31 protein-coding genes and 1 riboswitch are annotated in these 25,729 nt (G+C 58.6%); of the genes, 15 read left to right on the forward strand and 16 right to left on the reverse strand.

The features are described from left to right. The first annotated feature begins 96 nt into the window (after positions 1-96). The 4 genes from AAFH99_RS12995 (at position 97) to tdh (ending at position 4,546) form a co-directional block, all read left to right on the forward strand. Entirely contained in the window at positions 97-1,530 is a 1,434-nt protein-coding gene (locus tag AAFH99_RS12995) for an aldehyde dehydrogenase family protein (protein ID WP_406827928.1), read from the forward strand. A gap of 65 nt (positions 1,531-1,595) precedes the next feature. Then, positions 1,596-1,749: riboswitch (SAM-I-IV-variant riboswitch) on the forward strand. Positions 1,750-1,811: 62 nt separating this feature from the next. Next, positions 1,812-2,027 (forward strand): hypothetical protein, encoded by a 216-nt coding sequence (locus AAFH99_RS13000; protein WP_043315589.1) that lies wholly within the window; start codon positions 1,812-1,814, stop codon positions 2,025-2,027. A gap of 281 nt (positions 2,028-2,308) precedes the next feature. Then, positions 2,309-3,508, forward strand: a complete 1,200-nt coding sequence (locus tag AAFH99_RS13005) for a glycine C-acetyltransferase (RefSeq protein ID WP_043315587.1) — start codon at positions 2,309-2,311, stop codon at positions 3,506-3,508. A gap of 9 nt (positions 3,509-3,517) precedes the next feature. Further along, positions 3,518-4,546, forward strand: coding sequence for an L-threonine 3-dehydrogenase (gene tdh / locus AAFH99_RS13010; protein ID WP_043315585.1), 1,029 nt, complete (start codon positions 3,518-3,520; stop codon positions 4,544-4,546). Between the two features lie 53 nt (positions 4,547-4,599). Here tdh and AAFH99_RS13015 read toward each other — a convergent pair whose 3' ends face one another. Continuing rightward, the gene (locus AAFH99_RS13015) at positions 4,600-5,841 is read right to left on the reverse strand and encodes a sodium:proton antiporter (protein WP_043315583.1); all 1,242 of its coding nucleotides are present in this window, start codon (positions 5,839-5,841) and stop codon (positions 4,600-4,602) included. A gap of 58 nt (positions 5,842-5,899) precedes the next feature. Beyond that, positions 5,900-7,444: an FMN-binding glutamate synthase family protein gene (locus AAFH99_RS13020; protein WP_406827929.1), complete on the reverse strand. Its 1,545-nt coding sequence runs from the start codon at positions 7,442-7,444 to the stop codon at positions 5,900-5,902. 130 nt (positions 7,445-7,574) lie between these two features. On the opposite strand from AAFH99_RS13020, the gene AAFH99_RS13025 reads away from it, so the two are divergent. The 3 genes from AAFH99_RS13025 to AAFH99_RS13035 are packed head-to-tail and all read left to right on the forward strand — an operon-like array spanning position 7,575 to position 9,785. Next, positions 7,575-8,663, forward strand: coding sequence for a PA0069 family radical SAM protein (locus AAFH99_RS13025; RefSeq protein ID WP_406827930.1), 1,089 nt, complete (start codon positions 7,575-7,577; stop codon positions 8,661-8,663). A gap of 24 nt (positions 8,664-8,687) precedes the next feature. Beyond that, positions 8,688-8,987 carry a GIY-YIG nuclease family protein gene (locus AAFH99_RS13030; protein ID WP_406827931.1) on the forward strand — a complete coding sequence of 100 codons (300 nt, stop codon included), beginning with the start codon at positions 8,688-8,690 and terminating at the stop codon, positions 8,985-8,987. 24 nt (positions 8,988-9,011) lie between these two features. Then, positions 9,012-9,785 carry a TSUP family transporter gene (locus AAFH99_RS13035; RefSeq protein WP_406827932.1) on the forward strand — a complete coding sequence of 258 codons (774 nt, stop codon included), beginning with the start codon at positions 9,012-9,014 and terminating at the stop codon, positions 9,783-9,785. A 13-nt stretch (positions 9,786-9,798) separates the two neighbouring features. Here the strand turns inward: AAFH99_RS13035 and AAFH99_RS13040 are convergent, their stop codons facing one another. Further along, positions 9,799-10,494 carry an SDR family oxidoreductase gene (locus AAFH99_RS13040; RefSeq protein ID WP_406827933.1) on the reverse strand — a complete coding sequence of 232 codons (696 nt, stop codon included), beginning with the start codon at positions 10,492-10,494 and terminating at the stop codon, positions 9,799-9,801. A 55-nt stretch (positions 10,495-10,549) separates the two neighbouring features. On the opposite strand from AAFH99_RS13040, the gene AAFH99_RS13045 reads away from it, so the two are divergent. The 5 genes from AAFH99_RS13045 to AAFH99_RS13065 all read left to right on the forward strand — a co-directional run bounded on the left by AAFH99_RS13045 (position 10,550) and on the right by AAFH99_RS13065 (position 14,074). Next, on the forward strand, positions 10,550-10,870 hold the full coding sequence (locus AAFH99_RS13045) for a DUF3301 domain-containing protein (protein ID WP_043315558.1): 321 nt from the start codon (positions 10,550-10,552) through the stop codon (positions 10,868-10,870). A gap of 14 nt (positions 10,871-10,884) precedes the next feature. Then, positions 10,885-11,106, forward strand: a complete 222-nt coding sequence (locus tag AAFH99_RS13050) for a DUF1653 domain-containing protein (protein WP_043315557.1) — start codon at positions 10,885-10,887, stop codon at positions 11,104-11,106. Positions 11,107-11,144: 38 nt separating this feature from the next. After that, the gene (locus AAFH99_RS13055) at positions 11,145-12,224 is read left to right on the forward strand and encodes a trans-acting enoyl reductase family protein (RefSeq protein WP_043315553.1); all 1,080 of its coding nucleotides are present in this window, start codon (positions 11,145-11,147) and stop codon (positions 12,222-12,224) included. A 196-nt stretch (positions 12,225-12,420) separates the two neighbouring features. Next, positions 12,421-12,894, forward strand: a complete 474-nt coding sequence (locus AAFH99_RS13060; RefSeq protein WP_231491373.1) for a phosphatase PAP2 family protein — start codon at positions 12,421-12,423, stop codon at positions 12,892-12,894. 64 nt (positions 12,895-12,958) lie between these two features. Further along, positions 12,959-14,074 (forward strand): MJ1255/VC2487 family glycosyltransferase, encoded by a 1,116-nt coding sequence (locus AAFH99_RS13065; RefSeq protein WP_043315549.1) that lies wholly within the window; start codon positions 12,959-12,961, stop codon positions 14,072-14,074. A 58-nt stretch (positions 14,075-14,132) separates the two neighbouring features. On the opposite strand, the gene AAFH99_RS13070 is transcribed toward AAFH99_RS13065, so the two are convergent. The 13 genes from AAFH99_RS13070 to AAFH99_RS13130 all read right to left on the reverse strand — a co-directional run bounded on the left by AAFH99_RS13070 (position 14,133) and on the right by AAFH99_RS13130 (position 24,120). Then, positions 14,133-14,933, reverse strand: coding sequence for a polysaccharide deacetylase family protein (locus AAFH99_RS13070; RefSeq protein WP_406827934.1), 801 nt, complete (start codon positions 14,931-14,933; stop codon positions 14,133-14,135). 65 nt (positions 14,934-14,998) lie between these two features. Further along, on the reverse strand, positions 14,999-16,366 hold the full coding sequence (locus AAFH99_RS13075) for an ATP-binding protein (protein WP_406827935.1): 1,368 nt from the start codon (positions 16,364-16,366) through the stop codon (positions 14,999-15,001). Between the two features lie 59 nt (positions 16,367-16,425). Next, positions 16,426-17,100 (reverse strand): response regulator transcription factor, encoded by a 675-nt coding sequence (locus AAFH99_RS13080; RefSeq protein ID WP_043315544.1) that lies wholly within the window; start codon positions 17,098-17,100, stop codon positions 16,426-16,428. A gap of 53 nt (positions 17,101-17,153) precedes the next feature. Further along, positions 17,154-17,486, reverse strand: a complete 333-nt coding sequence (locus AAFH99_RS13085; RefSeq protein ID WP_043315542.1) for a PepSY domain-containing protein — start codon at positions 17,484-17,486, stop codon at positions 17,154-17,156. Positions 17,487-17,535: 49 nt separating this feature from the next. Beyond that, positions 17,536-18,159, reverse strand: a complete 624-nt coding sequence (locus tag AAFH99_RS13090) for a glycine zipper 2TM domain-containing protein (RefSeq protein ID WP_406827936.1) — start codon at positions 18,157-18,159, stop codon at positions 17,536-17,538. Between the two features lie 223 nt (positions 18,160-18,382). Next, the gene (locus AAFH99_RS13095) at positions 18,383-18,901 is read right to left on the reverse strand and encodes a DUF3106 domain-containing protein (protein WP_051686817.1); all 519 of its coding nucleotides are present in this window, start codon (positions 18,899-18,901) and stop codon (positions 18,383-18,385) included. Then, positions 18,894-19,202 carry a hypothetical protein gene (locus AAFH99_RS13100; protein ID WP_406827937.1) on the reverse strand — a complete coding sequence of 103 codons (309 nt, stop codon included), beginning with the start codon at positions 19,200-19,202 and terminating at the stop codon, positions 18,894-18,896. The genes AAFH99_RS13095 and AAFH99_RS13100 overlap by 8 nt, the downstream gene beginning before the upstream one ends. After that, the gene (locus AAFH99_RS13105) at positions 19,195-19,569 is read right to left on the reverse strand and encodes a hypothetical protein (RefSeq protein WP_043315534.1); all 375 of its coding nucleotides are present in this window, start codon (positions 19,567-19,569) and stop codon (positions 19,195-19,197) included. The genes AAFH99_RS13100 and AAFH99_RS13105 overlap by 8 nt, the downstream gene beginning before the upstream one ends. After that, entirely contained in the window at positions 19,566-20,093 is a 528-nt protein-coding gene (locus AAFH99_RS13110; protein WP_406827938.1) for an RNA polymerase sigma factor, read from the reverse strand. The genes AAFH99_RS13105 and AAFH99_RS13110 overlap by 4 nt, the downstream gene beginning before the upstream one ends. Positions 20,094-20,196: 103 nt before the next feature. Then, positions 20,197-20,646: a hypothetical protein gene (locus AAFH99_RS13115; RefSeq protein WP_051686816.1), complete on the reverse strand. Its 450-nt coding sequence runs from the start codon at positions 20,644-20,646 to the stop codon at positions 20,197-20,199. 109 nt (positions 20,647-20,755) lie between these two features. Then, positions 20,756-22,150, reverse strand: a complete 1,395-nt coding sequence (locus tag AAFH99_RS13120; protein WP_406827939.1) for an L-cystine transporter — start codon at positions 22,148-22,150, stop codon at positions 20,756-20,758. 130 nt (positions 22,151-22,280) lie between these two features. After that, positions 22,281-22,772, reverse strand: a complete 492-nt coding sequence (locus tag AAFH99_RS13125) for a TlpA family protein disulfide reductase (RefSeq protein WP_406827940.1) — start codon at positions 22,770-22,772, stop codon at positions 22,281-22,283. Beyond that, on the reverse strand, positions 22,729-24,120 hold the full coding sequence (locus tag AAFH99_RS13130; protein ID WP_043317754.1) for a YihY family inner membrane protein: 1,392 nt from the start codon (positions 24,118-24,120) through the stop codon (positions 22,729-22,731). Before AAFH99_RS13130 ends, AAFH99_RS13125 begins: the two co-directional genes overlap by 44 nt. Positions 24,121-24,303: 183 nt before the next feature. On the opposite strand from AAFH99_RS13130, the gene arsC reads away from it, so the two are divergent. Genes arsC through AAFH99_RS13145 form a run of 3 tightly spaced genes read left to right on the forward strand, consistent with a single transcriptional unit; the run spans position 24,304 to position 25,647 of the window. Next, positions 24,304-24,648: an arsenate reductase (glutaredoxin) gene (gene arsC, locus AAFH99_RS13135; RefSeq protein ID WP_406827941.1), complete on the forward strand. Its 345-nt coding sequence runs from the start codon at positions 24,304-24,306 to the stop codon at positions 24,646-24,648. Beyond that, positions 24,648-25,262, forward strand: a complete 615-nt coding sequence (wrbA, locus tag AAFH99_RS13140) for an NAD(P)H:quinone oxidoreductase (protein WP_406827942.1) — start codon at positions 24,648-24,650, stop codon at positions 25,260-25,262. Before arsC ends, wrbA begins: the two co-directional genes overlap by 1 nt. Continuing rightward, positions 25,255-25,647, forward strand: coding sequence for a DUF2069 domain-containing protein (locus tag AAFH99_RS13145; protein WP_406827943.1), 393 nt, complete (start codon positions 25,255-25,257; stop codon positions 25,645-25,647). The genes wrbA and AAFH99_RS13145 overlap by 8 nt, the downstream gene beginning before the upstream one ends. Positions 25,648-25,729 lie beyond the last annotated feature (82 nt).

Raw genomic sequence — 25,729 nt, forward strand, 5'->3', positions numbered from 1 at the left:
GGAGCCTGCCGGCAGGCGAAATAGTCAGAGCTCTGTAGCGGTTCCCATGGCGGCAAGCTCATACAGAAGAAACACAGAGAAATTTGGAATTAATTCATGACAACAATCAGTCAACTGCCCACGAAAAAACTGTACATCAACGGTGAATGGCGCGATTCAAAAGGCGGCAGCCTGCACCCGGTGATCAACCCTGCCACCGAAGAAGCCCTGTGCGAAGTCATTCAGGGCTCCATGGAAGATGTGGACGACGCCGTAGCCGCTGCCAAGGTGGCGTTCAAAGAGTGGCGCCACACCCGCGCTGCCAAACGCCAGGCTCTGATGCACACTATTGCCGACGGTATGGAAGCGCACAAGCAGGACCTGATCGACGCCGTATCCCAGGCGCTCGGTTGCCCCGCGCATATCACTGAATGGTTGCATATCGATGGCCCCATCTACGCCATGCGCTACTACGCCGACCGCGCCGCGCTGATGGAAGAAACCGAAAAGGCCGGGCACTCTGTCGTGCTCAGGGAACCGGTGGGCGTGTGTGGATTTATCACCCCGTGGAATTACCCGTTGCACCAGTTTGTCGGCAAGGTCGCCCCCGCCCTCGCCGCCGGCTGCACCATGATCCAGAAACCCTCGGAGATGACCCCGCTACAGGATTACGTGATGGCGGAAATCATCGACGCCGCCGGCCTCCCCGCCGGTGTATTCAACCTGGTACCGGGCGCCGGCCCCATTGTCGGTGCGGCGCTTTCCAGCCACGTGGACATCGACATGGTGTCCTTCACCGGCTCTACCCGCGCCGGTATCGAGGTGGCCAAGTCCGCGGCGCCCACGGTCAAACGTGTGTGCCAGGAGCTGGGCGGTAAATCCCCGTTTATCATCACCCCCGACGCCGACCTCGAAGCCGCCGTACGCTGGGGCTGTGAAGACGTGTTCATCAACAGCGGACAAACCTGCACCGCACTGACCCGCATGCTGGTACCGGCCGAGCGCTACGAAGAAGCGGTGAACATTGCCAAACGCGTGGCCGAAGAAGTGGCCATGGGCACCGGTGCCGACGACTTTATGGGCCCCCTTTCCTCCGCCCGCCAGCGCGACATCGTGCGCGGCTACATCGATAAAGGCATCGCCGAAGGCGCACGCCTGGTTGCCGGCGGCAGCGAAATTCCCGAAGGCTTCGCCAAAGGCTTCTACGTCAAGCCCACCGTCTTTGCCGACGTCACCAACGACATGACCATCGCCCGCGAAGAGATCTTCGGTCCGGTCACCTGCATGATTCCCTACAAGGATATGGACGAAGCCATCGCCATCGCCAACGACACCGAATACGGCCTCTCCAGCGGTGTCTGGGCCAAAGACGCAGAGTCCGCAATGCCCGTCGTGCGCCGTATCGAAGCCGGCCTGTGCTTCGTCAACGGCGGTGAGTTCAATTACGACGCCCCATTCGGCGGTGTTAAGCGTTCCGGCAATGGGCGCGAATTTGGCGCCGCCGGCCTGGACGAGTTTATTGAACTGAAATCCGTGCAACTTCCGGCATAAAACTCTGACGCGCCGTCGCCCGCGGCGGCGCTGTTGACTGGCTGTTCCGCCATCGCTATCTTTGCCCCCGACATCAAGAGAGTGGCTGACGCCAACGCCAACCTGCCTACCGGGGCAAGGTGGTTTCTCGTCACGGAACGTACCAGCGTACGGCCCGTGTAGAGGATGGGGCTCTCGCTGAACCGCATTGGTTACAGCGTTGCAATCCTACCGGGATGCGATTTTTTTAACTGACGAATCGCCTCTTCCGCCGTCAGCCCTCCAGAATTTTTGGAGGGAACATGTCCGAATTACAGCTATCCAGCACCGACGTTATCGAAATCCAGATCGCGCCCCAGCGCGCCCGAACCGCCGTCCGGGCAGTCAAACGCAGCGATCGGCAACTGCTGTGGCAACTACTGTTCGACACTACGGAAGACGCGCTGGCCTTCGCTACCCACTGCCGCGCCAGCGACGCACCGGTCACGGCTCACAAGGCCTGTGAACTGGTGGGATGACACTACACTAGGCACGGATTGAAAAAGTGGATATACAGACTCTTTCCACTTTACTGGATTGATAACCTATAGGGTTGCCGATAAGGCTGCGATAGCGGGTATAGCCTTGTGAGACCTTCAAAAACAGGATGTTTTTGCAGAGCCCCCAGGGATGGGTTCACGGCGTGTCTCACAAGGCTATACCCGCTAGCGCTGCCGCCACAGATCGCGAACAAGCGGTACCACCGACGCCTGAAATAGTCCTACTGCCAAAAGCACTGACAGGAGCCAATAACAACGCCATGTCCAAGCCCGAGCAATTTTTCCAGCACCTGCGCGACGAACTGAAACAGATCGAGGCCGATGGCCTCTACAAGCGCGAGCGCATCATTACCTCGCAGCAGAGCGCCGAGATTCAGGTCAATAACGAAGACCAGGTCCTAAACTTCTGCGCCAACAACTACCTCGGGCTCGCCAACCACCCGGACTTGATCGAAGCCGCCAAAGAAGGCCTCGACCAGTACGGCTTCGGCATGGCCTCCGTGCGCTTTATCTGCGGCACCCAGGACATCCACAAAGCCCTGGAATTCCAGCTGTCTGAATTTTTACAGACCGAAGACACCATCCTTTACACCTCCTGTTTCGACGCCAACGGCGGCCTCTTCGAAACATTACTGGGCCCAGACGATGCCATCATCTCCGACGCCCTCAACCACGCCTCCATCATCGACGGCGTGCGCCTGTGTAAAGCCAAACGCTTCCGCTACGCCAACAACGACCTGGCCGATCTCGAAGCGCAACTGCAGGCCGCTGACGCCGCCGGCGCCAAAACCAAACTGATCGCCACCGACGGCGTCTTCTCCATGGACGGCGTCATCGCCAACCTCAAAGGCATCTGCGACCTGGCGGACAAATACAATGCACTGGTAATGGTCGACGACTCCCACGCCGTCGGCTTCCTTGGCCAACACGGCCGCGGTACTCACGAATACTGCGACGTGGTCGAGCGCGTCGACATCATCACCGGCACCCTCGGCAAAGCCCTCGGCGGCGCCTCCGGCGGATTCACCTCCGGCCGCAAGGAAATCATCGACCTGCTGCGCCAGCGCTCGCGCCCCTACCTGTTCTCCAACTCCGTCGCGCCCGCCATCGTCACCGCGTCGTTGAAGGTGCTGGACATGCTGGTGGAAGGTGGCGAACTGCGCGACCAGCTGCAGGAAAACTCCCAGTACTTCCGCAAGCGCATGACCGACGCCGGCTTCACCCTCGCCGGTGCGGACCACGCGATTATTCCGGTAATGATCGGTGACGCCGCCCTGGCACAGAAAATGGCCGACAAGATGCTGGAGAAAGGCATTTACGTGGTGGGCTTCTTCTACCCGGTGGTCCCCAAAGGTCAGGCCCGCATCCGCACCCAGATGTCCGCCGCGCACACCCGCGAACAGCTGGATCGCTGCATCGATGCATTTATTGAAGTCGGTAAAGAACTCGAGATTATCTAAGCAGTATTTATGAAAGCATTATCCAAATTAAAGTCCGAACCCGGCATCTGGATGACCGACGTTGAGGTACCGGAACCGGGCCACAACGACCTGCTGATCAAGATCCGTAAAACCGCGATCTGCGGCACCGACATGCACATTTACCACTGGGACGAATGGTCGCAGAAAACCATTCCCGTCCCCATGGTGGTGGGCCACGAGTATGTGGGTGAAGTTGTTGGCATGGGCCAGGAAGTCGCCGGTTTCAAGATCGGTGACAGAGTGAGTGGCGAAGGCCATATCACCTGTGGCCACTGCCGCAACTGCCGCGCCGGCCGCCGCCACCTGTGCCGCAATACCTACGGTGTGGGCGTAGACCGCCAGGGCGCGTTTGCGGAATACCTGGTAATCCCGGCTCTCAACGCCTTCAAGATTCCGGACAATATTTCCGATGAGCTCGCCTCCATCTTCGATCCGTTTGGCAATGCGGTGCACACGGCACTGTCGTTTGATCTCGTCGGTGAAGACGTTCTGATTACCGGTGCCGGCCCCATCGGGATCATGGCCGCGGCCGTCGCCCGCCACGTCGGTGCACGCCATGTGGTGATTACCGATATCAACGACTACCGTCTGGAACTGGCAAAGAAAATGGGCGCGACGCGCACCGTCAATGTCAGCAGGGAAAAACTGTCGGATGTAATGAAAGACATCGGCATGACCGAAGGCTTTGACGTGGGCCTGGAAATGTCCGGCGTCGCCGTCGCCTTCCGCGATATGCTCTCCGCCATGAACCACGGCGGCAAGATTGCCATGCTGGGGATTCCCCCGGGCGAAATGGCCATCGACTGGAGTCAGGTGATCTTTAAAGGCCTGATTCTCAAGGGTATCTACGGACGGGAAATGTTCGAGACCTGGTACAAAATGGCCAGCCTGATCCAATCCGGCCTCGACCTCTCCCCTATCATCACCCACCAATTTTCCGTGGACGAATTCCAGCAGGGTTTTGACACCATGGGTTCCGGGGAATCAGGCAAGGTTATTCTGAATTGGGCGTCCTAAATGCCCTGGCTATCTACCTGACCACCTACGGGCAGCGATATCGCTGCCCGTATTCAAAGCCCCAGTTTATTGATCAATCGCGTACTGGTTGTCCCCTGTATCAGTAACGAAAACAACACCACGCCAAATACCATCGACTGCACCGTCCACCAGTACGGCAGTTCCGTGGGCAGTGATAGCACCAGCGCCACCGCTATTACACCCCGCAAACCGCCCCAGCTCAAAATCAAACGCCAGCTGTTTGGAATCGGCGGCCCCACAAAACGCGCAAAGGGCGCCACCAGAAACACCGCCAGTGCCCGCGCTCCGATTGCAGCAACAATCGCAATAATCATCGCCAGCCATTGATGGGTGAACATCTCGAAGGTGATCACCAGCCCCATGATCACGAAGATCAACGCATTGAAAAATAACCCCAGCCACTCCCAGGTCGGTGCCGCATGGGCCAGGTAGGTTTCCTGCTGCTCGCGCAGACAGGCGCGAGCCACAATGGCGCAGATCATGACCGACAGGATTCCTGAGACCCCGACCACGTGCTCCGCCAGATAAAAGCTGCCGAAGGCCGCCAGCACCAGAACCATTAGCGCAGCGCCCGCCGAGCCGAGAAACAGAATCACGATAGCGGTAACCAGCCCACAGATGGTGCCCACCGCAAGGCCACCAAAAAATACCGCCGCAAAATACAGCGCAAAACCACCCACACCACTGATCGCCTCGCCGGTAGCTACACTGCCCTCCATAGCACTGTGGCTGGCAATACCCAGTGCAAAAGCAAACAGCACAATTGCGACCGCATCGTTAAACAGGCTTTCCCCTTCCACCAGGGTTAATAACTCTTCATTTGCGCGACTCTGGCGCAAACGCGCCACCACCGCCACCGGATCGGTGGCGGCCAGTATGGCGCCAGTGAGAAACGCGGCCAGCCAGGGAAAACCAGTAGGATGGTGAATACCGTAGAAGACAAGCAGCGCCGTAATCAGACAACAGATCAACACGCCGAGGGTCGCCAGCAGCAGTACCGGCCCCAGCCAGCGAAAGAGGATATCCGGATCAATCTTCCACGCGGACTGAAAAATCAGTACCGGCAGGATGACGAAAAATACCAGCTGATGCAGGTTTTCCGCGCGCAGCCCGGTGTCGTAGTCGAATACCGGTAACAGCATCCCGGCCAGCACGCCTGCGATCAGACAACCAAGGGTGTTATCGCGCTTCAGAACACGGGCGATACCGAGACCGACCACTGCGGCCACCGCCATATACAGCCCCTGCCCAACCAGTGTGGTGACGCCTTCCATGCTCGCGGTCTCTCTGTTGTGCGTATGTATGTTGTGCCTATGTAGAGCGTAACGCGGCTCAGATCTGATCGCGATCGCTGGCGATCACCGCCTTGGGCCTACCTTCCGGCGCCAGGGTGGTCAGCGGTACCGGCACACCGCGTTCGTTGATGACCTCAACGTGTGCGCGACGCAACTGGCGCGGTTCCGGTACGCCACAGGAGTGCGCGATGGTTCCCACCTCGTATTCCATATTGTGCGCGTAGTGATAGACACGCTCCGCTTTGTCCATGGGGTCCAGCCCCTGCTGTAAATCCGGGTTGTGTGTAGTGACGCCGGTCGGGCAGGTGTTTTTGTTGCACTGCATGGCCTGAATACAGCCGAGGGCGAACATAAATCCCCGCGCGCAGTTGACGAAGTCGGCCCCCATGGCGAGCGCCCAGGCCACCATCGACGGAGTGAGCAGTTTGCCCGCACAAATGATTTTAATGCGGTCGCGCAGACCGTATTCGGCAATCAGATCCACCACCAGGGGCAGGCTGCGATTCAATGGCAGACCCATGTAATCCATCAGGCTCTGCGGCGCGGCACCGCTGCCGCCATCGGCACTGTCGATGGTGATGAAGTCCGGCGCGCTCTCGGCGCCGCGGCGCAAAATGGCCTCACACAGTTCGTGCAGCCAGTCGCTATTGCCGATCACACATTTGAACCCGGTGGGCTTGCCGGTGACTTCGCGAATATGATTGAGCATATCCAGCAGCCCCTCGACGTCCTTGATTTCCGGGTGGCCGTTGGGGCTGATTGAATCTTCTCCCACCGGTATGCCGCGCACATGGGCAATCTCCGGTGTCACCTTCACCCCCGGCAGGATACCGCCCTTACCGGGTTTTGCCCCTTGCGAGAGTTTCAGCTCGAACATTTTCACCTGCTCGTGCCCGGCAACCTCGCGCAGCTTTGCATCGGACAGATTGCCCTCGGCATCGCGTACGCCGTATTTGGCTGTGCCAATCTGAAACACGATGTCACAACCACCGGCCAGATGATGGGAAGACAGGCCTCCTTCCCCGGTGTTCAGCCAGATACCGGCTTTCGCCGCGCCTTTGGAAAGCGCAGTCACCGCCGGTACCGACAGGGCGCCGAAGCTCATTCCAGAAATATTGAAAATCGAGCGGGTGGTATAGGGTCTGCGCGCAACACCCTCCCCCAGAGTGACCTCCCGCGCTGGTACCGCATCCTTGGCCAGAGTGGGAAACGGATGATTGAGAAAGACAATATCGCCGGGCTGATTCAGGGGGCGGGTGGAACCAAAGGCCAGGGTGGAATCCACATTCTTCGCTGCCCGATACACCCAGCTGCGCTGGGCGCGATTGAACGGCATCTCCTCCCGGTCGAGGGCAAAGAAATACTGGCGGAAGAACTCGCCCAGGTGCTCGAACTGATAGCGGAAACGCCCCAGTACCGGAAAATTGCGGCGGATCGCCTGTTTGCTCTGGCTGATATCCGACAGATACAGATACACCACATACAGCACCAGCACCACCAGCCCGAAAGCAAACAGCATGGCGAATATCTGGAGCACCTTGACCGCAAACGCATAAATAGCGGCGACAGATTGAAGATCCATTCCCTAGTTCCTGATGGCTGGTTTTTAGCGCGTACTGATCGGTCATTGTAAGTGCTGGGGAACGCGCTTGCACCGTCTGCGGCCTGGCAATAAACTGTACAAACATACAGCCAAGCACCGAATACCCACCGTGGCCAACGACGCTCCCGACAACCCCACCCAATCCCTCAAGGGCCGCGGAGCCATCAGTAACCTGGCGGGACGCTTTGTAGATCAGGTTAGCAGCCGCGAGAGTGACGGCTGGGAGACCCTGCTGGAACCTCAGGAGCGGATCGAGACGGTAGCGATTGAGGAGAAGGCGAAATCGATCATCGCCACCAATAACTCACCGGATATTCCCTTCACCCAGTCGATCAACGCCTACCGGGGCTGTGAGCATGGCTGTGTTTATTGCTACGCCCGTCCGGCACACGCTTATATGGACCTGTCGCCCGGGCTCGATTTTGAAACGCGGCTGTTCTACAAGCCCAATGCGGTGGAACTGCTGGAATCGGCGCTGCGCAAAAAGAGCTACCGGTGCAGCCCCATCGCCATGGGTACCAATACCGACCCCTACCAGCCGCTCGAGAAAGACAAACAGATCACCCGCCGGATACTGGAAACCCTGCAGCGCTATCGCCACCCGGTCACCCTCGTCACCAAGAGCCAGCTGATCCTGCGTGACCTGCCAATACTGGCGGAAATGGCCCGGGACAATCTGGTGCACGTGGGCATCAGCGTAACCACACTGGACCACGAACTGAAACGCAGGCTGGAGCCGCGCACCGCGGGACCGGCGGCGCGCCTGCGCACCATTGAAGCGCTGGCCAATGCCGGCATTCCCGCCGCTGTGATGGCCGCGCCGATGATTCCCGCCCTCAACGATTCGGAACTGGAGCAGATACTCACTCAAGCCCACGGGGCAGGTGCCATCCACGCCGCCTATATTCTGCTGCGGCTGCCCTACGAGGTGGCGCCGCTGTTCCGCCAGTGGCTAGCGGAACACTATCCGGAGCGCGCGCAGCATGTGATGAGCCTGGTGCAACAGAGCCGCGGCGGTAAGGACAACCAGACGGAATTTGGCCAGCGCCAGCGCGGTACCGGCGTATTTGCCCAGTTACTGCAGCAGCGATTTCGGATAACCTGTCGCAAACTGGGGCTGAATGCACGCAAGCTGGACCTGGACTGCAGCCAGTTCACCCTGCCACCCCAGTCCGGGGATCAGCAGAGTCTGTTTTAATAGCTTTTTATCGACGGTAGTGTTTTGTCCGACTGGTTTATTTACCTGATTCGCACCAACAAAGGGTCGCTCTACACCGGCATTACCCGGGATGTGGCGCGGCGCTTCGAAGAACACAACAGTAGTGGCCCAAAAGCGGCAAAGGCACTGCGTGGGCGCGGCCCTCTGACCCTGGAATTCCAGCAGGGTGTCGACAGCCATTCCGAAGCGCTCAAACTGGAGCTGCAGATTAAAAAATGGAGCAAGGCACGCAAAGAGGCGCTGATCGCCGGTGCACTCAGTCTGCCGACGCAAACGCTGAACTCGCCTTCCGAAACCCCCTAACCCGACTTACCCAAGAAGTACCCGATGGAAATCACCCTGCCCCTGCTGTTGATCCTGTTTGTCGTAGCCATGCTGGCTGGCTGGGTGGATACCCTGGCCGGCGGCGGCGGACTGCTGACGGTACCCGCCTTACTACTCGCCGGCGTACCGCCGGTGGCCGCTCTGGCCACCAACAAGAGCCAGGCCATTCTGGGAACCTTTACCGCTACCGCCACCCTGTATTCCAAGGGGCACTTACGCGAGCGCTCATTGATCTTCCCCATAATTACCGCCGGGATTGGCGCGGGCGTGGGTGCCTGGCTGATTCAGCGGGTGGATACCAGCTGGCTCAACTGGGTTATCCCCCTGTTGCTGCTGAGCGTCGCGCTGTACGTGTGGTTCACTCCCAACATGGGCAATAGCGAGCGCGAGGGGAAAATGAGTGAAAAACAGTGGGCGCTGACCTGTGTCCCTGCAGTGGGAGTGTACGACGGGGCCTTTGGTCCGGGAACCGGCACCTTCTTCGCCGCCTCCGGGGTCGCATTTCGCGGGCAGACCCTGCTCACCGCCACTATCCGCGCAAAGCTGTTCAACCTCACCACCAACATGGTTTCCCTCGCGCTGTTTGCCGCCGGTGGCAAGGTGATCTGGACCATTGGCGGTGCCATGATGGTCGGACAGATGCTGGGTGCCTTTATCGGCAGTCACACCATGCTCGCCGGCGGTACCCGCCTGATTCGCCCCCTGGTGATCACCATGTGCATATTGATGTCGCTGGGGCAGATCGCCCAGCATCTGGATCTGATTCCGCTGCCGTAACAGAAACCGTGATTTACCAGGGAATTTCCGAACCGTCGTAATTGAAGAAACAGCCGCTGTCTTCCGGTGTCGCGTTCAGCAGTAGATGCTTCAGTCCTTGCACGCTTTGCTGAGTGGAAATCAATGCGTTGGGACCACCCATTTCCGTTTGCACCCAACCGGGGTGCAACGCGAGCACCCGGATGCCCTGTTCCGCCAGGTCGATGGACAGGCTTTTAACAACCTGATTGACCGCCGTTTTGGATGAGCGGTACAGGTAACCACCGCCGGAACCATTGTCATCGATACTGCCTACCTTGCTGCTCAGCACACCGATCACTTTGCGCTTGCCGGCGGCCAGGTGGGGAGCAAATGCTTCCACCAGTTTGTAGGGTGCGATGGTGTTGACCTCCAGCACCTTGCGCCACTCTTCCACATCCACACTGCCAAAGGTCACCCCTTTCGGGCCGTAATAGCCCGCGTTGCTGACCAGTACATCCAGCGGAAGCTCATCTAAACTGTGCGCGAGTTCCTCGAGCTGCTGATAATCGGTCACGTCCAGCCCGTGTACCTGCAGATTTTCATGGGACTCCGCCAGCTCGCTCAATTCCCAGGCGGCGGAGGGGTTGCGGCAGGTAGCGATCACTTTCCAACCATCCGCGGCAAATTGGCGGGCCATTTCCAGTCCGATGCCGCGGTTGCAGCCAGTGATGAGAATCGTGCCAGACATGTTTCCTCCTGTGGTGGTATTCTTGCGCGGTTTGATGATAGCAACTGCAACGCTTATGTATTACTCGCTCGGCGACCTCTTCTGGATTTCTCTCCTGGCACTGCCCGCCTGGTATTTCTGGGCCGGTATGGCGGCCAAGGATCGGGTGCGGCGCATCGTAAAAGATCACTGTGCAAAAACCGGTGTGCAGTTGCTGGACGATACGGTGATGCTGAACCGCACCCGCCTGAAGCGCGACCGGCGCGGTCATGTGCGGCTGCAGCGGCAATACGAATTTGAATTCACCTCTACCGGCGAACGCCGCTACAGTGGCATTGCCGTGCTGCACGGACAGCGTATTACCCAGATTCAGCTCTCTCCTTTTCATATGGACTAAACCACGTGAGTTCTATGCAAGCCCCACAAAAAGGTATCTACCGGCACTACAAAGGCAACCTGTATCACCTGATGGAAATTGCCACCCACAGCGAGACCGGGGAACAACTGGCGATCTACCGCGCTCTGTATGATGAGTTCGGTGTGTGGGCACGTCCCCTCACCATGTTTATGGAAACCATCGAGAAAGACGGCGAGACGATCGCGCGCTTTGCCCTGGAACGCCCACTCGACTGATACCGGGCTTCGCCCAAAAAAGACAATAAGGACACTCGGTGAACAACTCGGATAACAAAAAGCACATCCTGATTTACGGCGCCTACGGGTATACCGGCGAGCTGATTGCCCGCAAAGCCGTGGCCAGGGGCCTGAAGCCCATATTGTCCGGTCGCAGTGCAGCCAAGTTGCAGCCGCTGGCCACAGAGCTTGGCCTGCCCGCCATTGCCGTTTCTCTGGACGATGAAGACGCGCTCGCACATACCCTGAGGGATGTGGCGGCGGTGATTCACTGTGCGGGACCATTCTCCAGCACCGCCGAACCGATGATCCGCGCCTGTATTGCCAGCGGCACTCACTACCAGGACATCACCGGGGAAATGTCGGTGTACCAACTGGCCCACGGCCTGGATGCGGAAGCCCGCGCCGCCGGCGTGGTACTGTGCCCGGGCACCGGCTTTGATGTGATTCCTACAGACTGCCTGGCGGCCGCTCTGCACAAGGAAATGTACAGCGCTACGCACCTGACCCTGGGATTCGATTCGGATTCCGGCCTCAGCCCCGGTACCGCCAAGACCTCGATCGAAAGCCTCGGCGTGGGTGGCGCGGTGCGTCGCAACGGCAAGATCGAGGTGACTCCCCACGCCGAGCTGACCCGCAAGATCAATTTCGGCCGCGGTGAAAAGTTCGCCGTCGCCATTCCCTGGGGTGACGTCGCCACCGCCTACTACTCCACCGAGATTCCCAATATCGAGGTGTACATCCCCATGAGCCCGCGCCGGGCTAAAAAAATGCAGAAGCTGAACGCCTTCCGCTGGCTGTTGCGCATGAAATGGGTGCAGAACTGGCTCAAGGGCAAGGTCGACAACAAGGTCCGCGGCCCCAGCGAAAACCAGCGCGCAGAGCAGCAAACCTGGGTGTGGGGCGAAGTGCGCAATGACCGCCGCGGCGAGCGCCGGGTGGGACGTGTGGTTACCGCCAACGGCTACGATGTGACCGTGCACGGCTCCCTGGCGGTGGTGGAGTTCCTGCTCGACTATCAGGGGGAAGGCGGTTATTTCACCCCTTCAAAACTGTGTGGTCACGAGCTGGTGGAAAAACTGCCCGGCTCCGGGGTCATCAAAATCGGCATCGACTGATCACATTTCGGCGGCGCGCGGCCACGGTTTTACGTGGCTTATCGCGCCGCCGCACCTCTCCGCCCCTGTAAAAGGGGCAGATTTCACAGACCTGACATATTTTGTTCAAGTCTGCGCAACATAGGCTTCGTACTTTTACCGTATGCGAAGCTTACCTATCACACTGAAAACCGTCGACGTGTCGCTGGTGCTGCGAATGGCAGAACGGGCAACACGGCCGGCATCCCGCAGAAACTATCTGCTGCTGTCCCGCTCGGCGGATGGCTGGCTCTACCTGCTGTCACCACTGGTGGTGGCGGCCATGAGCCTGAGTGCCGCACTGCAGTTCTTCACCGTGTGCGGTGCTGCGTTTGCCATCGAGCGCTCCCTCTACTGGACCATCAAGAACACCACCCGCCGCAACCGGCCGCCGGAATCCATTCCGGGACTGCGCTCCATCGTGGTGGCCAACGACCGCTTCAGCCTGCCCTCGGGCCACACCTCCGGCGCCTTCCTGTTTGTGACCATGCTCGCCCAGTGCCTTAACCCATTGTGGGCACTTGGTTACTTGTGGGCCGCGGGTGTGGGCACTTCCCGTGTAGGTCTCGGCGTGCACTTCCCCACGGATGTGTTTGCCGGTGCGCTACTTGGCACCAGTGTTGGCTTCGCGGTGAGCGGCGTACTGCTATAACTATTGCGCAGCACCACCCTGCTCCAGAAATAGACAATCCTCGCATTCCTCCCGGAGAAGCAACTTGAAAATTTTGTACGGTGTTCAAGGTACTGGTAACGGTCATATCTCCCGCGCCCGCGCCATGGCGGAAGCCTTTCAGCAATTCCCCGATCTCGAAGTACAGTGGCTTTTCTCCGGTCGCCCGCCGGAAAAACTTTTCGCCATGGAAGCCTTCGGTGACTACTGGTGGCGAGAAGGCCTGACCTTTGTGCACAAGGAAGGCAAGATCGACAAATTGGCGACCGCCAGACAACTGGATCTGCGCAAGCTGCTGAAAGATATTCGCGATCTGCCGGTGAACGATTTTGACCTGGTCATCAGCGATTTCGAGCCGGTTACCGCCTGGGCGGCGAAAAAGCGCAAATGTCCGAGTCTCGGGCTGGGCCACCAGTATGCATTCAACTTCGCCATTCCGACCCCGGCCTTCGGCTGGGTTGCGCGCAGCATCATGAAAGCCTTCGCGCCGGTCCCGGTAAGCCTGGGCATGCACTGGTATCACTTTGGCCACCCGATCCTGCCCCCCATCGCCCACGCGCACGAAGAACCGGCCCCGGCGGAACAGGACCATATCCTGGTGTACCTGCCGTTTGAGCATGCAGCACCACTGCTGCAACACCTGGCACAACTGCCACAGCAATTTATCGTCTACGGCCTACCCACAGACCTGCCCAAAGCGGACAATATCACTCTGAAAGCGCCATCGGTGGAAGGCTTCCGTCACGACGTAGCCACCGCCCGTGCAGTCATTTGCAATAGCGGTTTTGAACTGATTGCCGAAACCCTGACCCTGGGCAAGCCCATTCTGACCCGCCCGCTGAAGGGACAGTTCGAGCAGGAAGCGAATGGAATGGCATTAAAGGAGCTGCAACTGGCCAAAGTGGTCGAGCATATTGATGCACTGACCATTGGTCGCTGGCTCGAAGAGCAGCCGAGAGGCGTGCGCATCGCCTGGCCGGATGTGGCGCACGCGATCGTGCAGTGGATCGCAGACGGTCGCAGCGAGTCGCCACAAGCCCTCGCAGACACATTGTGGCAGGGTGTCGTTCCAGGTCAGCGCCGCGCGGAGCAGGCCAGTACCAATATTCCGCTGGAAACCGCGGAGGAAATTGAAGGCGCCAAGGGAAGCGAAAGCTCCTGAGCGCCGCCGGATAGACCTTCCATCGGTCTACGCCCTGTGGGCGTAGACCGATGGAAGGTCAGCGGTTTTGTCGCAATTGCTCTTTCTTCAGATGCGCTACCGCCTCGCGCATGGTGGCCACCCAGTAGCGACCCGGATGCGCCGCCAGGTGCGCCAATAGCGCCTGATGGTCTTCCTCCGATACGGTTATGTAATCCCCACCCACACCGTGGAACATAAAGCCCACCAGGCTGTTGTTTTGTCGCGCGGCTTCCACCACCGCGATCAATTCATCCGCGCTTTTCTCAGCGCCATCAAATGATGCCACCCGGTAAAAATCCCTGTCATCGGGATGATGTTGGCCATCAGCGGAAAACAGTCGCGCCGCCGGTACCAGTTTTTTCAGTTCCGGCACCACATCCTGCCCGCCGGCCACCATATCGCCGCAGGGATAAGCGAAAGTCCGTTGCTGCTGACCATCGATGGCCTCAAGCATGCTGTTGGTGGCCTGCACTTCGTCAATAAACTGCTCCAGGGTGTATTTATCCAGGTCCTGCCAGGGCTTTACCCAGCTGCGATTGGCGACGGATTTTCGGCAAGGATGGTAAAGCATGTGGTTGCCGAGCTCGTGGCCGGACTGGGCGGCCCGGCGCCACTCGTGCAAGCGCATACGGATTGAGGGGCGCGCGCCACTCAAATAGAAGGTGCCCGGGAGTTTATGCTCGTTTAGCTGGGGGATGGCCACATCCAGATGGGAATCCAGTGCGTCATCATAGGTCAGTACCACTGCGACTTCGGCACCACCAGGCCAGGGTGAAGATACCTCAGTGGCAGACGCCGATGCGGCGATAGAACCGGCCATCAGCAACGCAGCGGTCAAGCTGCGCGACGACCTCTTGAGTGATCGGAAAAACATACCAACTCCATTTGCTTGTTATTTCTTTTTTAAAGGGCGACGCGCAGGGTAAGTCCCCCAAGATCCACGTCCCCGAAGTACTCATCATCCCGTTGGGCAGGAGGTACTATGCCTATAGTACCGTGGTAACTTTCCACAATATCCACCACCACCGCAAGCCCGATCCCCTGCCCCTGCTGTTTCTGGTCCGCGCGCACACCGCGCTGGATTACCTGCTGCCACTGGGACTCGGACAGGCCGGGGCCGTTGTCGCTGACAATAATTTCGAGCCCGCGACGACCCTCGGTATTTCGGATTTTTGCCACAAGTTTGCCACCACCGTACTTGTATCCGTTATCCAAAAGATTGCCGAGCATTTCCATCAGATCCCCCTCGTCGCCATAAAACAGCACAGAGTCATCACATAGCAATTCCGCGTCGACCGTTTTATGGCGATAGGCCTTGTCCAGGGCCGAGAGAATTTTTTCCGCGAGGGGCTTCACCGGCACACCGCGCAAGATCGACTTGGGTGAAGACGTAACCGCCCGTTTCAGCTGGTAGCTGATAATACTGTCCATCCGCTCTACCTGCTCTGCCAGAGCGCGCTGCGCACCCTCTGGATCGGCCGCCACGTCCATGCCTTTCAATACCGCCAGAGGTGTTTTCAGGCTGTGCGCCAGATCACCGAGAGTGTGCCGGGTCTTTTCCCGCTGGCGGCGCTCATTCTCGATCAGCAGGTTCAGGTTATCGGTAAGCGGAACCAGCTCCTGGGGAAAGTGGCCCTGCAGGCGATCGGCGCCGCCGTGCTGCATGTTTTTCAGCGCGCGGGTCAGCCCGCGCAACGGCGCCAGCCCCCATTGCAGCACCAGCAATTGCACTGCGATCAACGCCAGAGAACCAACCCCCAGCCAACGCCACAGAGTGGTATTGAACTGCTTGAGCTGGGCATACAACGGCGCCGCGTCTTCCAGTACCACAAAGGTAAATTGCAGCTCGTTATCCAGTCCCCAGGCGATGCCCTGGCGAAAACTGGTGTATGGCTGATTCAGGTCTGGCATCTGCACTTCGGCAAATACCTGCTGGCCCTGGCGTAATGGCAGGGGAAGAGGAAGGGCAGAAAAATTCGGCAGACTGAGTGCCGAGGGGGAGCGCCAGATTACCCGACCACGGGCATCCATCACCGCGCCGATCAGGCCCGAGTCCGGTTGGTTGAAGCGGGGCTCTGGAAGGCTCAGAGGCAACTGCAGGGTATCACCATCGGGCTCCGCCACCGCCAGCAGGGTGTAAACATGCAGCTGCAGCTCCCGCGCCTTGGCTTCGCCCAGAGAGGTACGGAACGCGCGTTCCAACACCCCGGAAAATACCGCCAGGAAGACCAGCAGCACCAGTGTCGCCATCAGAGAAAGACGGCCGGACAAAGAGTGTACCCAACGGAATAGCAGCTGCCGCGGGCGGTGCAGCCGCCTCAACCAGTCCATCAGCCCGCCGGACTAAAGCGGTAACCGCGCCCGCGCAGGGTTTCGATCGGTTTTACGCCGCCGGCGGCATCCAGTTTTTTTCGCAGGCGGCCAATAAACACTTCGATGACATTGCTGTCGCGGTCACAGTCCTGCTCGTAGATATGTTCGGTAAGGGTGGTCTTGGATACCACTTCATCCGGGTGCAGCATCAGGTATTCAAGTACCTTGTATTCGAACGAAGTGAGTTCCAGCTCACTGCCGGAGACCTTTACCCGCTGGGCGCTGGTATCCAGCTCGATGGGGCCCGCATTGATGGTAGGCGAGGAAAATCCTGCAGAGCGGCGCACCAGTGCGTTGAGTCGGGCCAGCAGTTCTTCGGTGTGAAAGGGTTTGGTGAGATAGTCATCACCACCGGCTTCCAGTCCGCGCACCCGTTCCTGCCAGTGGCCGCGAGCCGTAAGGATCAGAATCGGGAAATGACGGGACTCCTTGCGCAGGGTCTCGATCACCTGGATACCGTCCACCTTGGGCAGCCCCAGGTCCATCACCGCGACGTCGTAGGGAAATTCTCGCCCCAGATACAGGGCTTCTTCCCCGTCTGGCGCTTCGTCAACAGTGTACCCCCCCTTGCGCAGGGAGGTCGCCAATTGTTCACGCAAGGCGTGCTCATCTTCTACCAGCAGTGCGCGCATGGTTTTTCCTCGGTCAATTCTATTCGGCAGTTGTTCTGCGGGCGAGTGGTCGTTTAACGGGAGATACGCCCACTCTGTTTATCGACGAATACGACATAGACCTGACTCTGGTCAGAAAGTCCCTTAACCCGGTAGGCAGCTTTGCCTTTTCGCTGGACCTCACTGATCGCCAGAATCTTGCCGCCGAACTGCCGCTTTACGATCGCGGCGGCCTCATTTTTGGAAATGCCCTTGTTCTGCACCCGAAAACTGGCCAGAGGCTGCATATGCAGTTTGTGAACGCTGGCGATCCGAGGGGCAGGTGTATCCACCTGATACCGCGAGGATGCGGAAACCGGCGCGGCAACCAGAATGGCCACCCACAGACAAACCAATGCAACTTTCACTAATCTGCTCCTGTCAATTCCACTTCGCCGCTGAATGGACACTTTTTGGTCACAATACCGGCGTGACGTCTACGCGAACCCGAATTCTATCGCCAGGATGGTGGTCAGTGCGAATCAGATATTCCTGGCCGTTGTAACGGTAGTTCACGTCGTAGCCGATCAGTTCCCGGCGGGTGCTCACTTCTTCCACTACCTGGCAGCGTTGCTCGGTGCCGTATTGCACCGGCGCCTGATGGCGGCTGATGGCACTGCCAATAATCGTGCCCACCGCAGCGCCCGCTACCATACCCGCGCCCTTGTTGGCGCGGTGGTGGTGGCGATAGTGATGGCGGCCGTAATGACGATAGTTTCGATGCTTGTGCCCCTTCACCACATTGCGGCCCACAGCCGCGCCCACAAGGCCGCCAATAATGGCGCCGGCGGGTGAAGGTTGCTGGTAGGTGACGGTCTGGTCCCAGCATTGGGTTCTGGGTTCAACTACGCGGATATCATTGTAAATGGGGGTAACGCCCGTAACCGTGGCATAGTGATAGCCCTGCTGGCCCACGTACTGGCCTTCATACGGCTCGGGATAGCCGCTTTCACCGGCGGTAGCCGAAACACTGACGCCCACCAGAGCGGCGGTGAGACCGGCAAATGCCAACTGCTGTAACCAATTGTTTACTGTCGCCATATTCAGTACTCCCAGAGACCCGGACTCTGGCGCCCTGGCGTGACCATGAGCTGCATTTGGTCGCTACCGGGTGCCTCGTTGTGGCCACAAGCGGCCGATGGGAGCACTTTACGAGGGACAGGCTGAATCGAAACTGAACTCTGCGGAAAAATTACGCGGGGCTATGCCTCCGGCCATTGAGCGCTTTGCCGCGGGAGCACTATCGGCAGTAGCCCTTAAGCGGTCAATCACTCGACTCCTTGCGCTGGCGGCGCGCCCGAAATCGCTGGCGCTGTTCCGGGGTCATATTCTGCCAGCGCTCACGCAGGCGCCGCTGCCGCTCCGGTGACAGTTGACGAAAGCGCTGGCGGGCCTCTCGGATTTTCTGCCGCTGCTCCAGCGGCAGGGCCTTGAAGCGTCGGTAGGCGTCACGCAGTTTCTCCCGTTGTTCAGGGGTAAGCCGCTGCCATTTGCCAAACTCCTGGCGCGCCCGCTGGCGCTGCTCCGGGGTCATGGAGGTCCAGCGCTCCGCCCCCTGGCGCAGGCGTGCCTGCTGCTCCGGAGTGAATTCATTCCAGCGGTTCTCGAATCGTTGCAGCAGCTGACGCTCACTCTCGCTCAATTGCTGCCAGGTCACGGGATCTGCCCAGGTCAGACTACTCATCGCCGTCAAAACCAGCGCTAGCAGCAAGGGAAATCCGAAACCGCGGCGCAACTCTTTTCGTACCCTCTGTACTTTCATTCGCATTGTGGCGTTACTCATCTGGCTCACCTTGCTTGTTCTGCTCTCCCTGTTCGGCGTCTGCCGCTTGCTGGGATGGTGCCTGCGGCGATTGGGGTTCCACGTATACGGATGCACCGGCCCAACTTTCGTCCATGTCGCTGGGCGAAACAAACTCGCCGGTATCATCGGTCCAGTCGGACAGGAACAGTAAAAAATCTTCATCCAGTGATTCGTTGGCAAATGCCGCGGGAAACGCCAACAGCGTCCAGGCCAAAACCAGGCGCGATAGCCGCGGCTTGCCCAGGCGCTTTTGAAAGTAGCGGCCAGCACGATTAGCCATCCAGCTCTTCCTCTGCCAGCCACTGGTAAAACTCCACATCTTCGATCAGTTCCAATTCCGCCTCCTCATCCAGAATCCAAGCGTCCGCAAGAAAATCCACCTCCTTTGCCTGAGAAGCGTGATATTGCTCCAGCAGTAATACCACTGCCACTGCAGCCGCCGTAGATGCCAGGCTTGCGGGTAACCACAGACCTGTGCGTGGACGCAAGCCGGGTCTGGCGTCTAGCGCAGCCGAGCGCGCGCGGCGCAGGCGGGACAGGGTTTCCCCGTCGATAGATTCATCACGGCGGCTCATCACCTCACGGGTTCCGGCAATCAGTTTCCCCTGGTCACTGTGACCGTTTGCTCGATCTTTTGACGAGCTCATCGCACTTCCTCCAATTGTGTACGCAGGGCGGCGAGCGCCCGTGAAAGGTGGGTTTTTACACTACCGGCACTGCACGCCATGACGCTAGCCGTTTCGGTGATATCGAAGCCCTCCACGCAGCGCAGTAAAAACGCCTGTTGTTGACGAGGCGGCAAACGACCGACCGCCGCTTCAATCGCGTCGAGGGTGTATTGGGAAAAAACGCCCTGCTCCGGTCTCGGACCAGCGGTGTCTTCGAGAATGCCCGGATCAAAGCCGTCTTCGTCACCATCATCACCGGCAAACTTTTCTCGCAACAGTTGCCAGCGGGAAACCGTTTTGTGGCGGCGGTGCCAGTCGGTGATGCGGTTATTGAGAATGGTAAAAAACAGCGGGCGCCATTGCTCCCGCTGTTTGTGGCTGTATCGGCGCACCAGAGCAAACATCGCATCCTGTACGATGTCCAATGCATCTTCGCGGTTTCCTACCGCCATGGCTGCCATGGAATAGGCTCGCTTTTCCACCGAGGCAAGAAATTGATCCATGCAGTGCGCGGCACCCTTTTCCGAGAGGTGTCTTGTGAGCATCAATGTGATTGTTTCAATCAGGACAAGCGCTGGTTTCTCAGCACCGCCCTGAACGCGGTGATTATTTTTTCACGCGCTGACTGCGACGGTCCATACGCCGGTCAATACCTTGTCCCTTGCGGTCGAGGCGACGGTCAATACGATCGCCCTTGCGATCCAGGCGATTGTCGATTTTGTCGCCCTTGCGGTCCAAACGTCGATCAATACGGTCGCCCTTTTTGTCCAGATAGGTGGCCCGCTTATCGTTGCCGTTGGCTTCGGCGCGTTCCGAGGCCCGGTCCAGCCGGTTATCGATCCGGTCGCCCTTGTTGTCGAGCCGGTTGTCGATGCGATCACCTTTATTATCCAGACGGCTATCGATGCGATCACCGCGGCGGTCCAGACGATTTTCTATACGGTCGCCCTTGTTATCCAGGTGCTTCGACAGCGCCTCGCCATCTTCGGCCAGTGCGGCGCCGGAAAACAGCATGGTTGCAGTGAAAAAGAGAGTCGATTTATTGATCAGTTTCATCGGTGGTTTCCTTGTTGTATTCCCCGCTGTACGGGTGAGAACTGCTCTGTTCTCTTATCAAAACGCACGGGTGCGCTATTGGTTGACACAACGATGAAAAAATTTTGGATTAACTGGCTTCGCTCGCTTCTTCTCTGCCGTGGTCATCGCCACCGCTGCTTTCACCCGTACTATCACCCAGCCAGCGCTGAGTCAGGGTGCCGGCAGTCATGGCACCATTCACATTGAGCGCGGTGCGCGCCATATCAATCAGCGGCTCCACAGAAATCAGCAGCGCGGCTATCTGTACCGGCAGCCCCATGGCAGGCAGCACCACAAGAGCCGCAAAGGTTGCGCCGCCGCCGACGCCGGCAATACCAAAGGAGCTGATCACAATGACGGCAATTAGAGAGGCCAACCAGACCGGGTCAAACACATTGATCCCTAATGGTACCGCCACCATTACCGCCAGCATCGCAGGATAAATACCTGCACAACCATTCTGGCCGATGGTTGCCCCAAAGGAGGCAGAAAAGTTAGCAATGGCCGGGGAGTTTTTCAGCTCGTCGATCTGAGTTTCCACGTTCAACGGAATCGTCGCTGCACTGGAACGGGAGCTGAAGGCAAACACCAGCACCGGCCATACCTTGGCGAAATAGTGCAAAGGGCTAATGCCGTTCACCAGTAGGAGCACCGCGTGCACCACAAACATCAGTACAATGGCGACAAATGAGGCCAACACGAAATTGAACAGGTTGAAGATATCCGCCCAGCTGGATTTGGCCACCAGCGCCGTGACCAGCGCCATTACACCGTACGGGGTAAACGCCATAATCAGGCGCACCAGCTTCATTACCCAGGCTTGAGCCACGGAAACGAAATGTTCGATAGCCGCGCCCTGCTCCGGGTTTTCCCTACGCACCGCCAGTGCCGCCAGCCCCAGCAATACCGCAAAGACCACCACGGCAATCACCGAAGTGTCTCGCTGGCCGGCGAGGTCGGCAAAAATATTGCGCGGGATAAATGAAGTCAGAATTTCCGGAATACTGAGGTCGCTGACACGACCGATGCGCTCGTTGAGCACTTCCGCTCGTGCCGCTTCCCGCGCGCCTTCCACCAGCCCCTCGGCAGAAAGGCCAAACAGGTGGGCGATCATTACGCCGATCAATGCGGCGATGGCAGTGGTACCGAGTAGAACTGCCAGCACGGATACGCTGATCTTGCCCAGCGAGCGGGTATTACTGACCTTTACCACCGCTCCCAGAATCGAAATCAGCACCAACGGCATCACCAGCAAATGCAAAAGGTTTACATAGCCGTCACCAATAAGCCCCACCCAGCTCAACACCCAGGGCACATCCACGCCCCAGCCTTCCGCCAGGTGCATTAAGCCACCCAGCATCACTCCCAAGGACAGGCCGGCGAATACCGCCGGCGCCAGAGAGTTACGACTGCGGTGCCAGCGCGCCAGTGGCCAGAGCAGAAACAGGTAAAACGCCAGCAGTAGAAATGCGCCCAATTGCATCGAATTTGAGTCCCAGTTTGCGTGTTCAAGGTTAAAAAATCGCGCACATCCTAACAGCTGGCGCAGTTTCCCCTAAAAGACGCTTTGGTTATACCGGTAGAAGCGAGGCGACCGCTGATTGCACGGCCACCTACTGTTCAAGATAAGGACGGATTGCTTCTTGCAGCGAGGTGGCCGTCTGCGGTCCGACCAGGGTACGCTGCCACTGGCCGCTGCGATCAATAATGAATGTCGATGGCAGAACCTGAGGAACCGCTTGCCCCCAGCGCCCTTTCGGTGCCGCAGCGAGCAGCGGAAAAGCGATGCCAAACTTGTCGGCCTGTCGCTGGACTTCCTCGACAGGCGGCTGATCGAAATTGATCCCCAGCACCAGCACCTGCTCACCATGCTCGCGATAAAAATCATTGAGCTCGGGTATTTCCTCTCGACACGGGGCACACCACTCGGCCCAGTAATTCACCAGCAGCACCTTGCCGCCGGTCTCCAGTCGGTCGCCATTCAGTGCGATAAGCCCGCCACTACGGGATTCGCAACCGCCAATTGCCAGCGCGATCAGCAACAGTAGCGCGGCAACCGGGTTAAGATTTGGCCGTTTTGCTGGACGACTTGCTACTACGGGCATTGCGGCTGCTTCCCTTGTTGGCAGATTTGCTAGCGCTGGATTTGTTGTCGACGGAATCGTCCACCGTTTCCACCGAAGCAGGCAGCTTGGCCGGTTCCAGATTGCCGGTATCCACGGTTTTCTCCAGCATCTCCTTGGACATGGACTCCCGGAACAGGTCCCCAAGGCTCTGCGACAGATGCTCGCGGGAGAACTCCCGCGCCTCGCGGAAACGGGTTTCCACGTCTCGGTACCAGGGGCGCACCTGCAACTCGCGGTGACCGCTCTCCGGTACCGGCGCCGGGTGCAGCCAGTCCAGCATCTGCTGCAGAGTGACTGAATCCAGATCCCGCACCAGAACGTAATCGTTGCGGTCTGTCTGCCCGATCACCTTGTTGTTCTGCAAAACTTCCCGGATACGGCGCCACTGGGCGGGGCGTATCCCTACGCGGGAAATATCCTGATCGCTGATGGTCTGGCCCTGCTGATACTTGCTGAAAAACTTCCACAGGATGGAAAGCGTCGCCACCAGATCGGAGTAATTTCGCCCCTGGGCCGCCGCGTGATAGGCCGACAGAGTCCGCACCAGCACACAACCCGCCAGCACAATCATCCACATCAGGTAGATCCAGATCAGGAACATGGGCACAAAGGCGAAGGCACCGTAAATCGCCTGTACCGAGCTGCGCGCGACAATGGCACCAAACAGATACTTGGCCGCCTCAAAGGCAAACGCGGTAATCACCCCCCCGGCGAGACCGTGGCGCAACGGCACCCGGCAGTTGGGAACCGCAACAAACAACAGCGTGAACGCGATGGCGGTAAATACCCAGGGCAATACCCGCAACACTATCGGCAGTAGTCCGAGGCTGTCGTTCTGGGCGAGTACTTTTTGAGAGAAGAGATAAGTGGTGGCAGCCATACCGGCACCGAGCAGAATCGGCCCCAGGCTCAGGATCGCCCAGTACAGCAGGAAGCTGGAGACACCCCGGCGCCCCTTGGGAATATCCCAGATGGCATTAAAGGTGTTCTCGATATTCTTCAGCATAAAACCCGCGGTCAGTAGCAGCAGGCCGATACCCACCCCGGTAAGGCGCTGGGCCTGGGTGGAAAAACTGTTGATGTACTCCTGCACCTCGCGCCCGCTTTCCGGCACAAAGTGGGAAAAGATCTGGTGCTGAATCTTGCTCTCGAGCCCCGCGAAATCCGGAAACAGTGACAGCATGGCATAGCTCACCGTTACCAGTGGCACTATGGCGAACAGCGTCATATAAGTGAGCGCCGCCGCATTCTGTCTGCAGTTCTTTTCGTTGAATACGGTCCACAGGGAAGTAAAAAAGCGCCGCCAGCGGTGCACCATTTCAGTCATGGGTCTTCTCAGTTTGTTATACGGCTTGCCAAACCATTTTTTAAAAGAGGAGCTGTCCGCCATTTTCCGGTGAATCTGGCGGGTAAATCCGTGTATTTTGTCTAAAAAGTACGCCATACCTCAGCGTAGACGACTAACAGAGTGCTGTTAGAATACGCCAAACCTTAACAGGATACGCTTTCGATGTGGACGATCTACCATAACCCCCGCTGTTCAAAATCTCGCCAGACCCTGCAACTGCTGCAGGAAAACAATATCGAGCCGGAAATCGTGCTCTACCTGGAAACCCCGCCAGATGCCAAAGCGCTGAAAGACATCCTCGGCAAATTGGGCATTGCCCCGCGGGACCTGCTACGCAAAGGGGAAGACGCCTACAAGGAGCTCAACCTCAAAGACGCCGCCCACAGCGACGCGGCTCTGATCGACGCCATGGTAAGTCACCCCAAACTGATCGAGCGCCCCATCGTCATCAAGGGCAATAAAGCCGTACTCGGCCGCCCGCCGGAAAATGTGCTGGAGCTGATCTAGTGGCTTCCGCACCAACTGCACCGTACATCCTTGTTCTTTATTACAGCCGTAACGGAGCCACTGCCAGAATGGCCGCGGAACTCGGTCGCGGTATTGAAGAAACCGGACTGGAAGCCCGCCTGCGCACCGTGCCTGCGGTTTCCCCCAATACCGAAGCCAGCGAACCGCCGGTACCCGACAGCGGCGCTCCTTTCTGCACCGCCGACGACCTACGTAAATGCGCGGGCCTGCTGATGGGCAGCCCCACCCGCTTCGGCAATATGGCCTCGCCCCTGCGCTACTTTCTGGATCAGACCAGCGACATGTGGCTCGACGGCAGCCTGAGCGGCAAACCCGCCGCCGTATTCACCTCCACCGGCAGCCTCCACGGCGGCCAGGAGACCACCCTGCTCTCCATGATGCTGCCGCTCATGCACCACGGCATGATCATCGCCGGCATCCCCTACTCCGAAGGCGCCCTCATGCACACCACCACCGGCGGCACCCCCTACGGCGCCTCCCACTGGGCCGGCGGCAACGACGGCGAACTCAGCCAGGACGAAACCACCCTGTGCCGCGCCCTCGGCAAACGCATTGCCACCCTCGCCGAAAAACTGGGAGACCACCGTGGCTAAACAGAAAAAACAACGCACACCCATCGACCCCACCAGCCTCACCCGCAAACTGGACGTCGCGCGCAAGCTCAACTGGTTCTGCTACGGCGGCCTTCTGCTACTGTTCGCGGTATGGAACCTGTTCCTCGACGGCTCACTCAAGTGGTGGATACTACAGACCTTCCCCCTGCTGCTGGTATTGCCGGGCCTGCTCAAACAGCACCAACGCGCCTATCTATGGCTATGTTTTATCCTGCTGCTCTATATCACCGCCGGTATCGTCGACGTAATGATGCCTACACGCGGCTGGCAGCATGGCGCGCTAACCGCTTTGAGCCTTATTCTGTTTGTATCTGCAATGATGACCAGCCGCTGGCAAGTGCAGTTACAAAATGCTCGGACATAGCGCAGGCGTCTTTCAATAATCAGATGTCGACGAGAAGTCGCTGCTGACGGGTATAGCCTCGCGAGACCTTCAAAAACAGGAT

It is taken from the genome of Microbulbifer sp. ARAS458-1, assembly GCF_045348205.1.
Lineage (GTDB): Bacteria > Pseudomonadota > Gammaproteobacteria > Pseudomonadales > Cellvibrionaceae > Microbulbifer.

Bases quoted from the DNA above. Each gene is read 5' to 3' on its own strand.
- AAFH99_RS13110 (WP_406827938.1), bottom strand. From the start codon at position 20,093: ATGGATCAATTTCTTGCCTCGGTGGAAAAGCGAGCCTATTCCATGGCA.
- AAFH99_RS13000 (WP_043315589.1), top strand. From the start codon at position 1,812: ATGTCCGAATTACAGCTATCCAGCACCGACGTTATCGAAATCCAGATC.
- AAFH99_RS13005 (WP_043315587.1), top strand. From the start codon at position 2,309: ATGTCCAAGCCCGAGCAATTTTTCCAGCACCTGCGCGACGAACTGAAA.
- AAFH99_RS13020 (WP_406827929.1), bottom strand. From the start codon at position 7,444: ATGGATCTTCAATCTGTCGCCGCTATTTATGCGTTTGCGGTCAAGGTG.
- AAFH99_RS13080 (WP_043315544.1), bottom strand. From the start codon at position 17,100: ATGCGCGCACTGCTGGTAGAAGATGAGCACGCCTTGCGTGAACAATTG.
- tdh (WP_043315585.1), top strand. From the start codon at position 3,518: ATGAAAGCATTATCCAAATTAAAGTCCGAACCCGGCATCTGGATGACC.
- AAFH99_RS13015 (WP_043315583.1), bottom strand. From the start codon at position 5,841: ATGGAAGGCGTCACCACACTGGTTGGGCAGGGGCTGTATATGGCGGTG.
- AAFH99_RS13120 (WP_406827939.1), bottom strand. From the start codon at position 22,150: ATGCAATTGGGCGCATTTCTACTGCTGGCGTTTTACCTGTTTCTGCTC.
- AAFH99_RS13045 (WP_043315558.1), top strand. From the start codon at position 10,550: ATGTATTACTCGCTCGGCGACCTCTTCTGGATTTCTCTCCTGGCACTG.
- AAFH99_RS13105 (WP_043315534.1), bottom strand. From the start codon at position 19,569: ATGAGCTCGTCAAAAGATCGAGCAAACGGTCACAGTGACCAGGGGAAA.
- arsC (WP_406827941.1), top strand. From the start codon at position 24,304: ATGTGGACGATCTACCATAACCCCCGCTGTTCAAAATCTCGCCAGACC.
- AAFH99_RS13095 (WP_051686817.1), bottom strand. From the start codon at position 18,901: ATGAGTAACGCCACAATGCGAATGAAAGTACAGAGGGTACGAAAAGAG.
- AAFH99_RS13115 (WP_051686816.1), bottom strand. From the start codon at position 20,646: ATGAAACTGATCAATAAATCGACTCTCTTTTTCACTGCAACCATGCTG.
- AAFH99_RS13050 (WP_043315557.1), top strand. From the start codon at position 10,885: ATGCAAGCCCCACAAAAAGGTATCTACCGGCACTACAAAGGCAACCTG.
- AAFH99_RS13125 (WP_406827940.1), bottom strand. From the start codon at position 22,772: ATGCCCGTAGTAGCAAGTCGTCCAGCAAAACGGCCAAATCTTAACCCG.
- AAFH99_RS13060 (WP_231491373.1), top strand. From the start codon at position 12,421: ATGGCAGAACGGGCAACACGGCCGGCATCCCGCAGAAACTATCTGCTG.
- AAFH99_RS13090 (WP_406827936.1), bottom strand. From the start codon at position 18,159: ATGGCGACAGTAAACAATTGGTTACAGCAGTTGGCATTTGCCGGTCTC.
- AAFH99_RS13130 (WP_043317754.1), bottom strand. From the start codon at position 24,120: ATGACTGAAATGGTGCACCGCTGGCGGCGCTTTTTTACTTCCCTGTGG.
- AAFH99_RS13035 (WP_406827932.1), top strand. From the start codon at position 9,012: ATGGAAATCACCCTGCCCCTGCTGTTGATCCTGTTTGTCGTAGCCATG.
- AAFH99_RS13040 (WP_406827933.1), bottom strand. From the start codon at position 10,494: ATGTCTGGCACGATTCTCATCACTGGCTGCAACCGCGGCATCGGACTG.
- AAFH99_RS12995 (WP_406827928.1), top strand. From the start codon at position 97: ATGACAACAATCAGTCAACTGCCCACGAAAAAACTGTACATCAACGGT.
- AAFH99_RS13100 (WP_406827937.1), bottom strand. From the start codon at position 19,202: ATGGCTAATCGTGCTGGCCGCTACTTTCAAAAGCGCCTGGGCAAGCCG.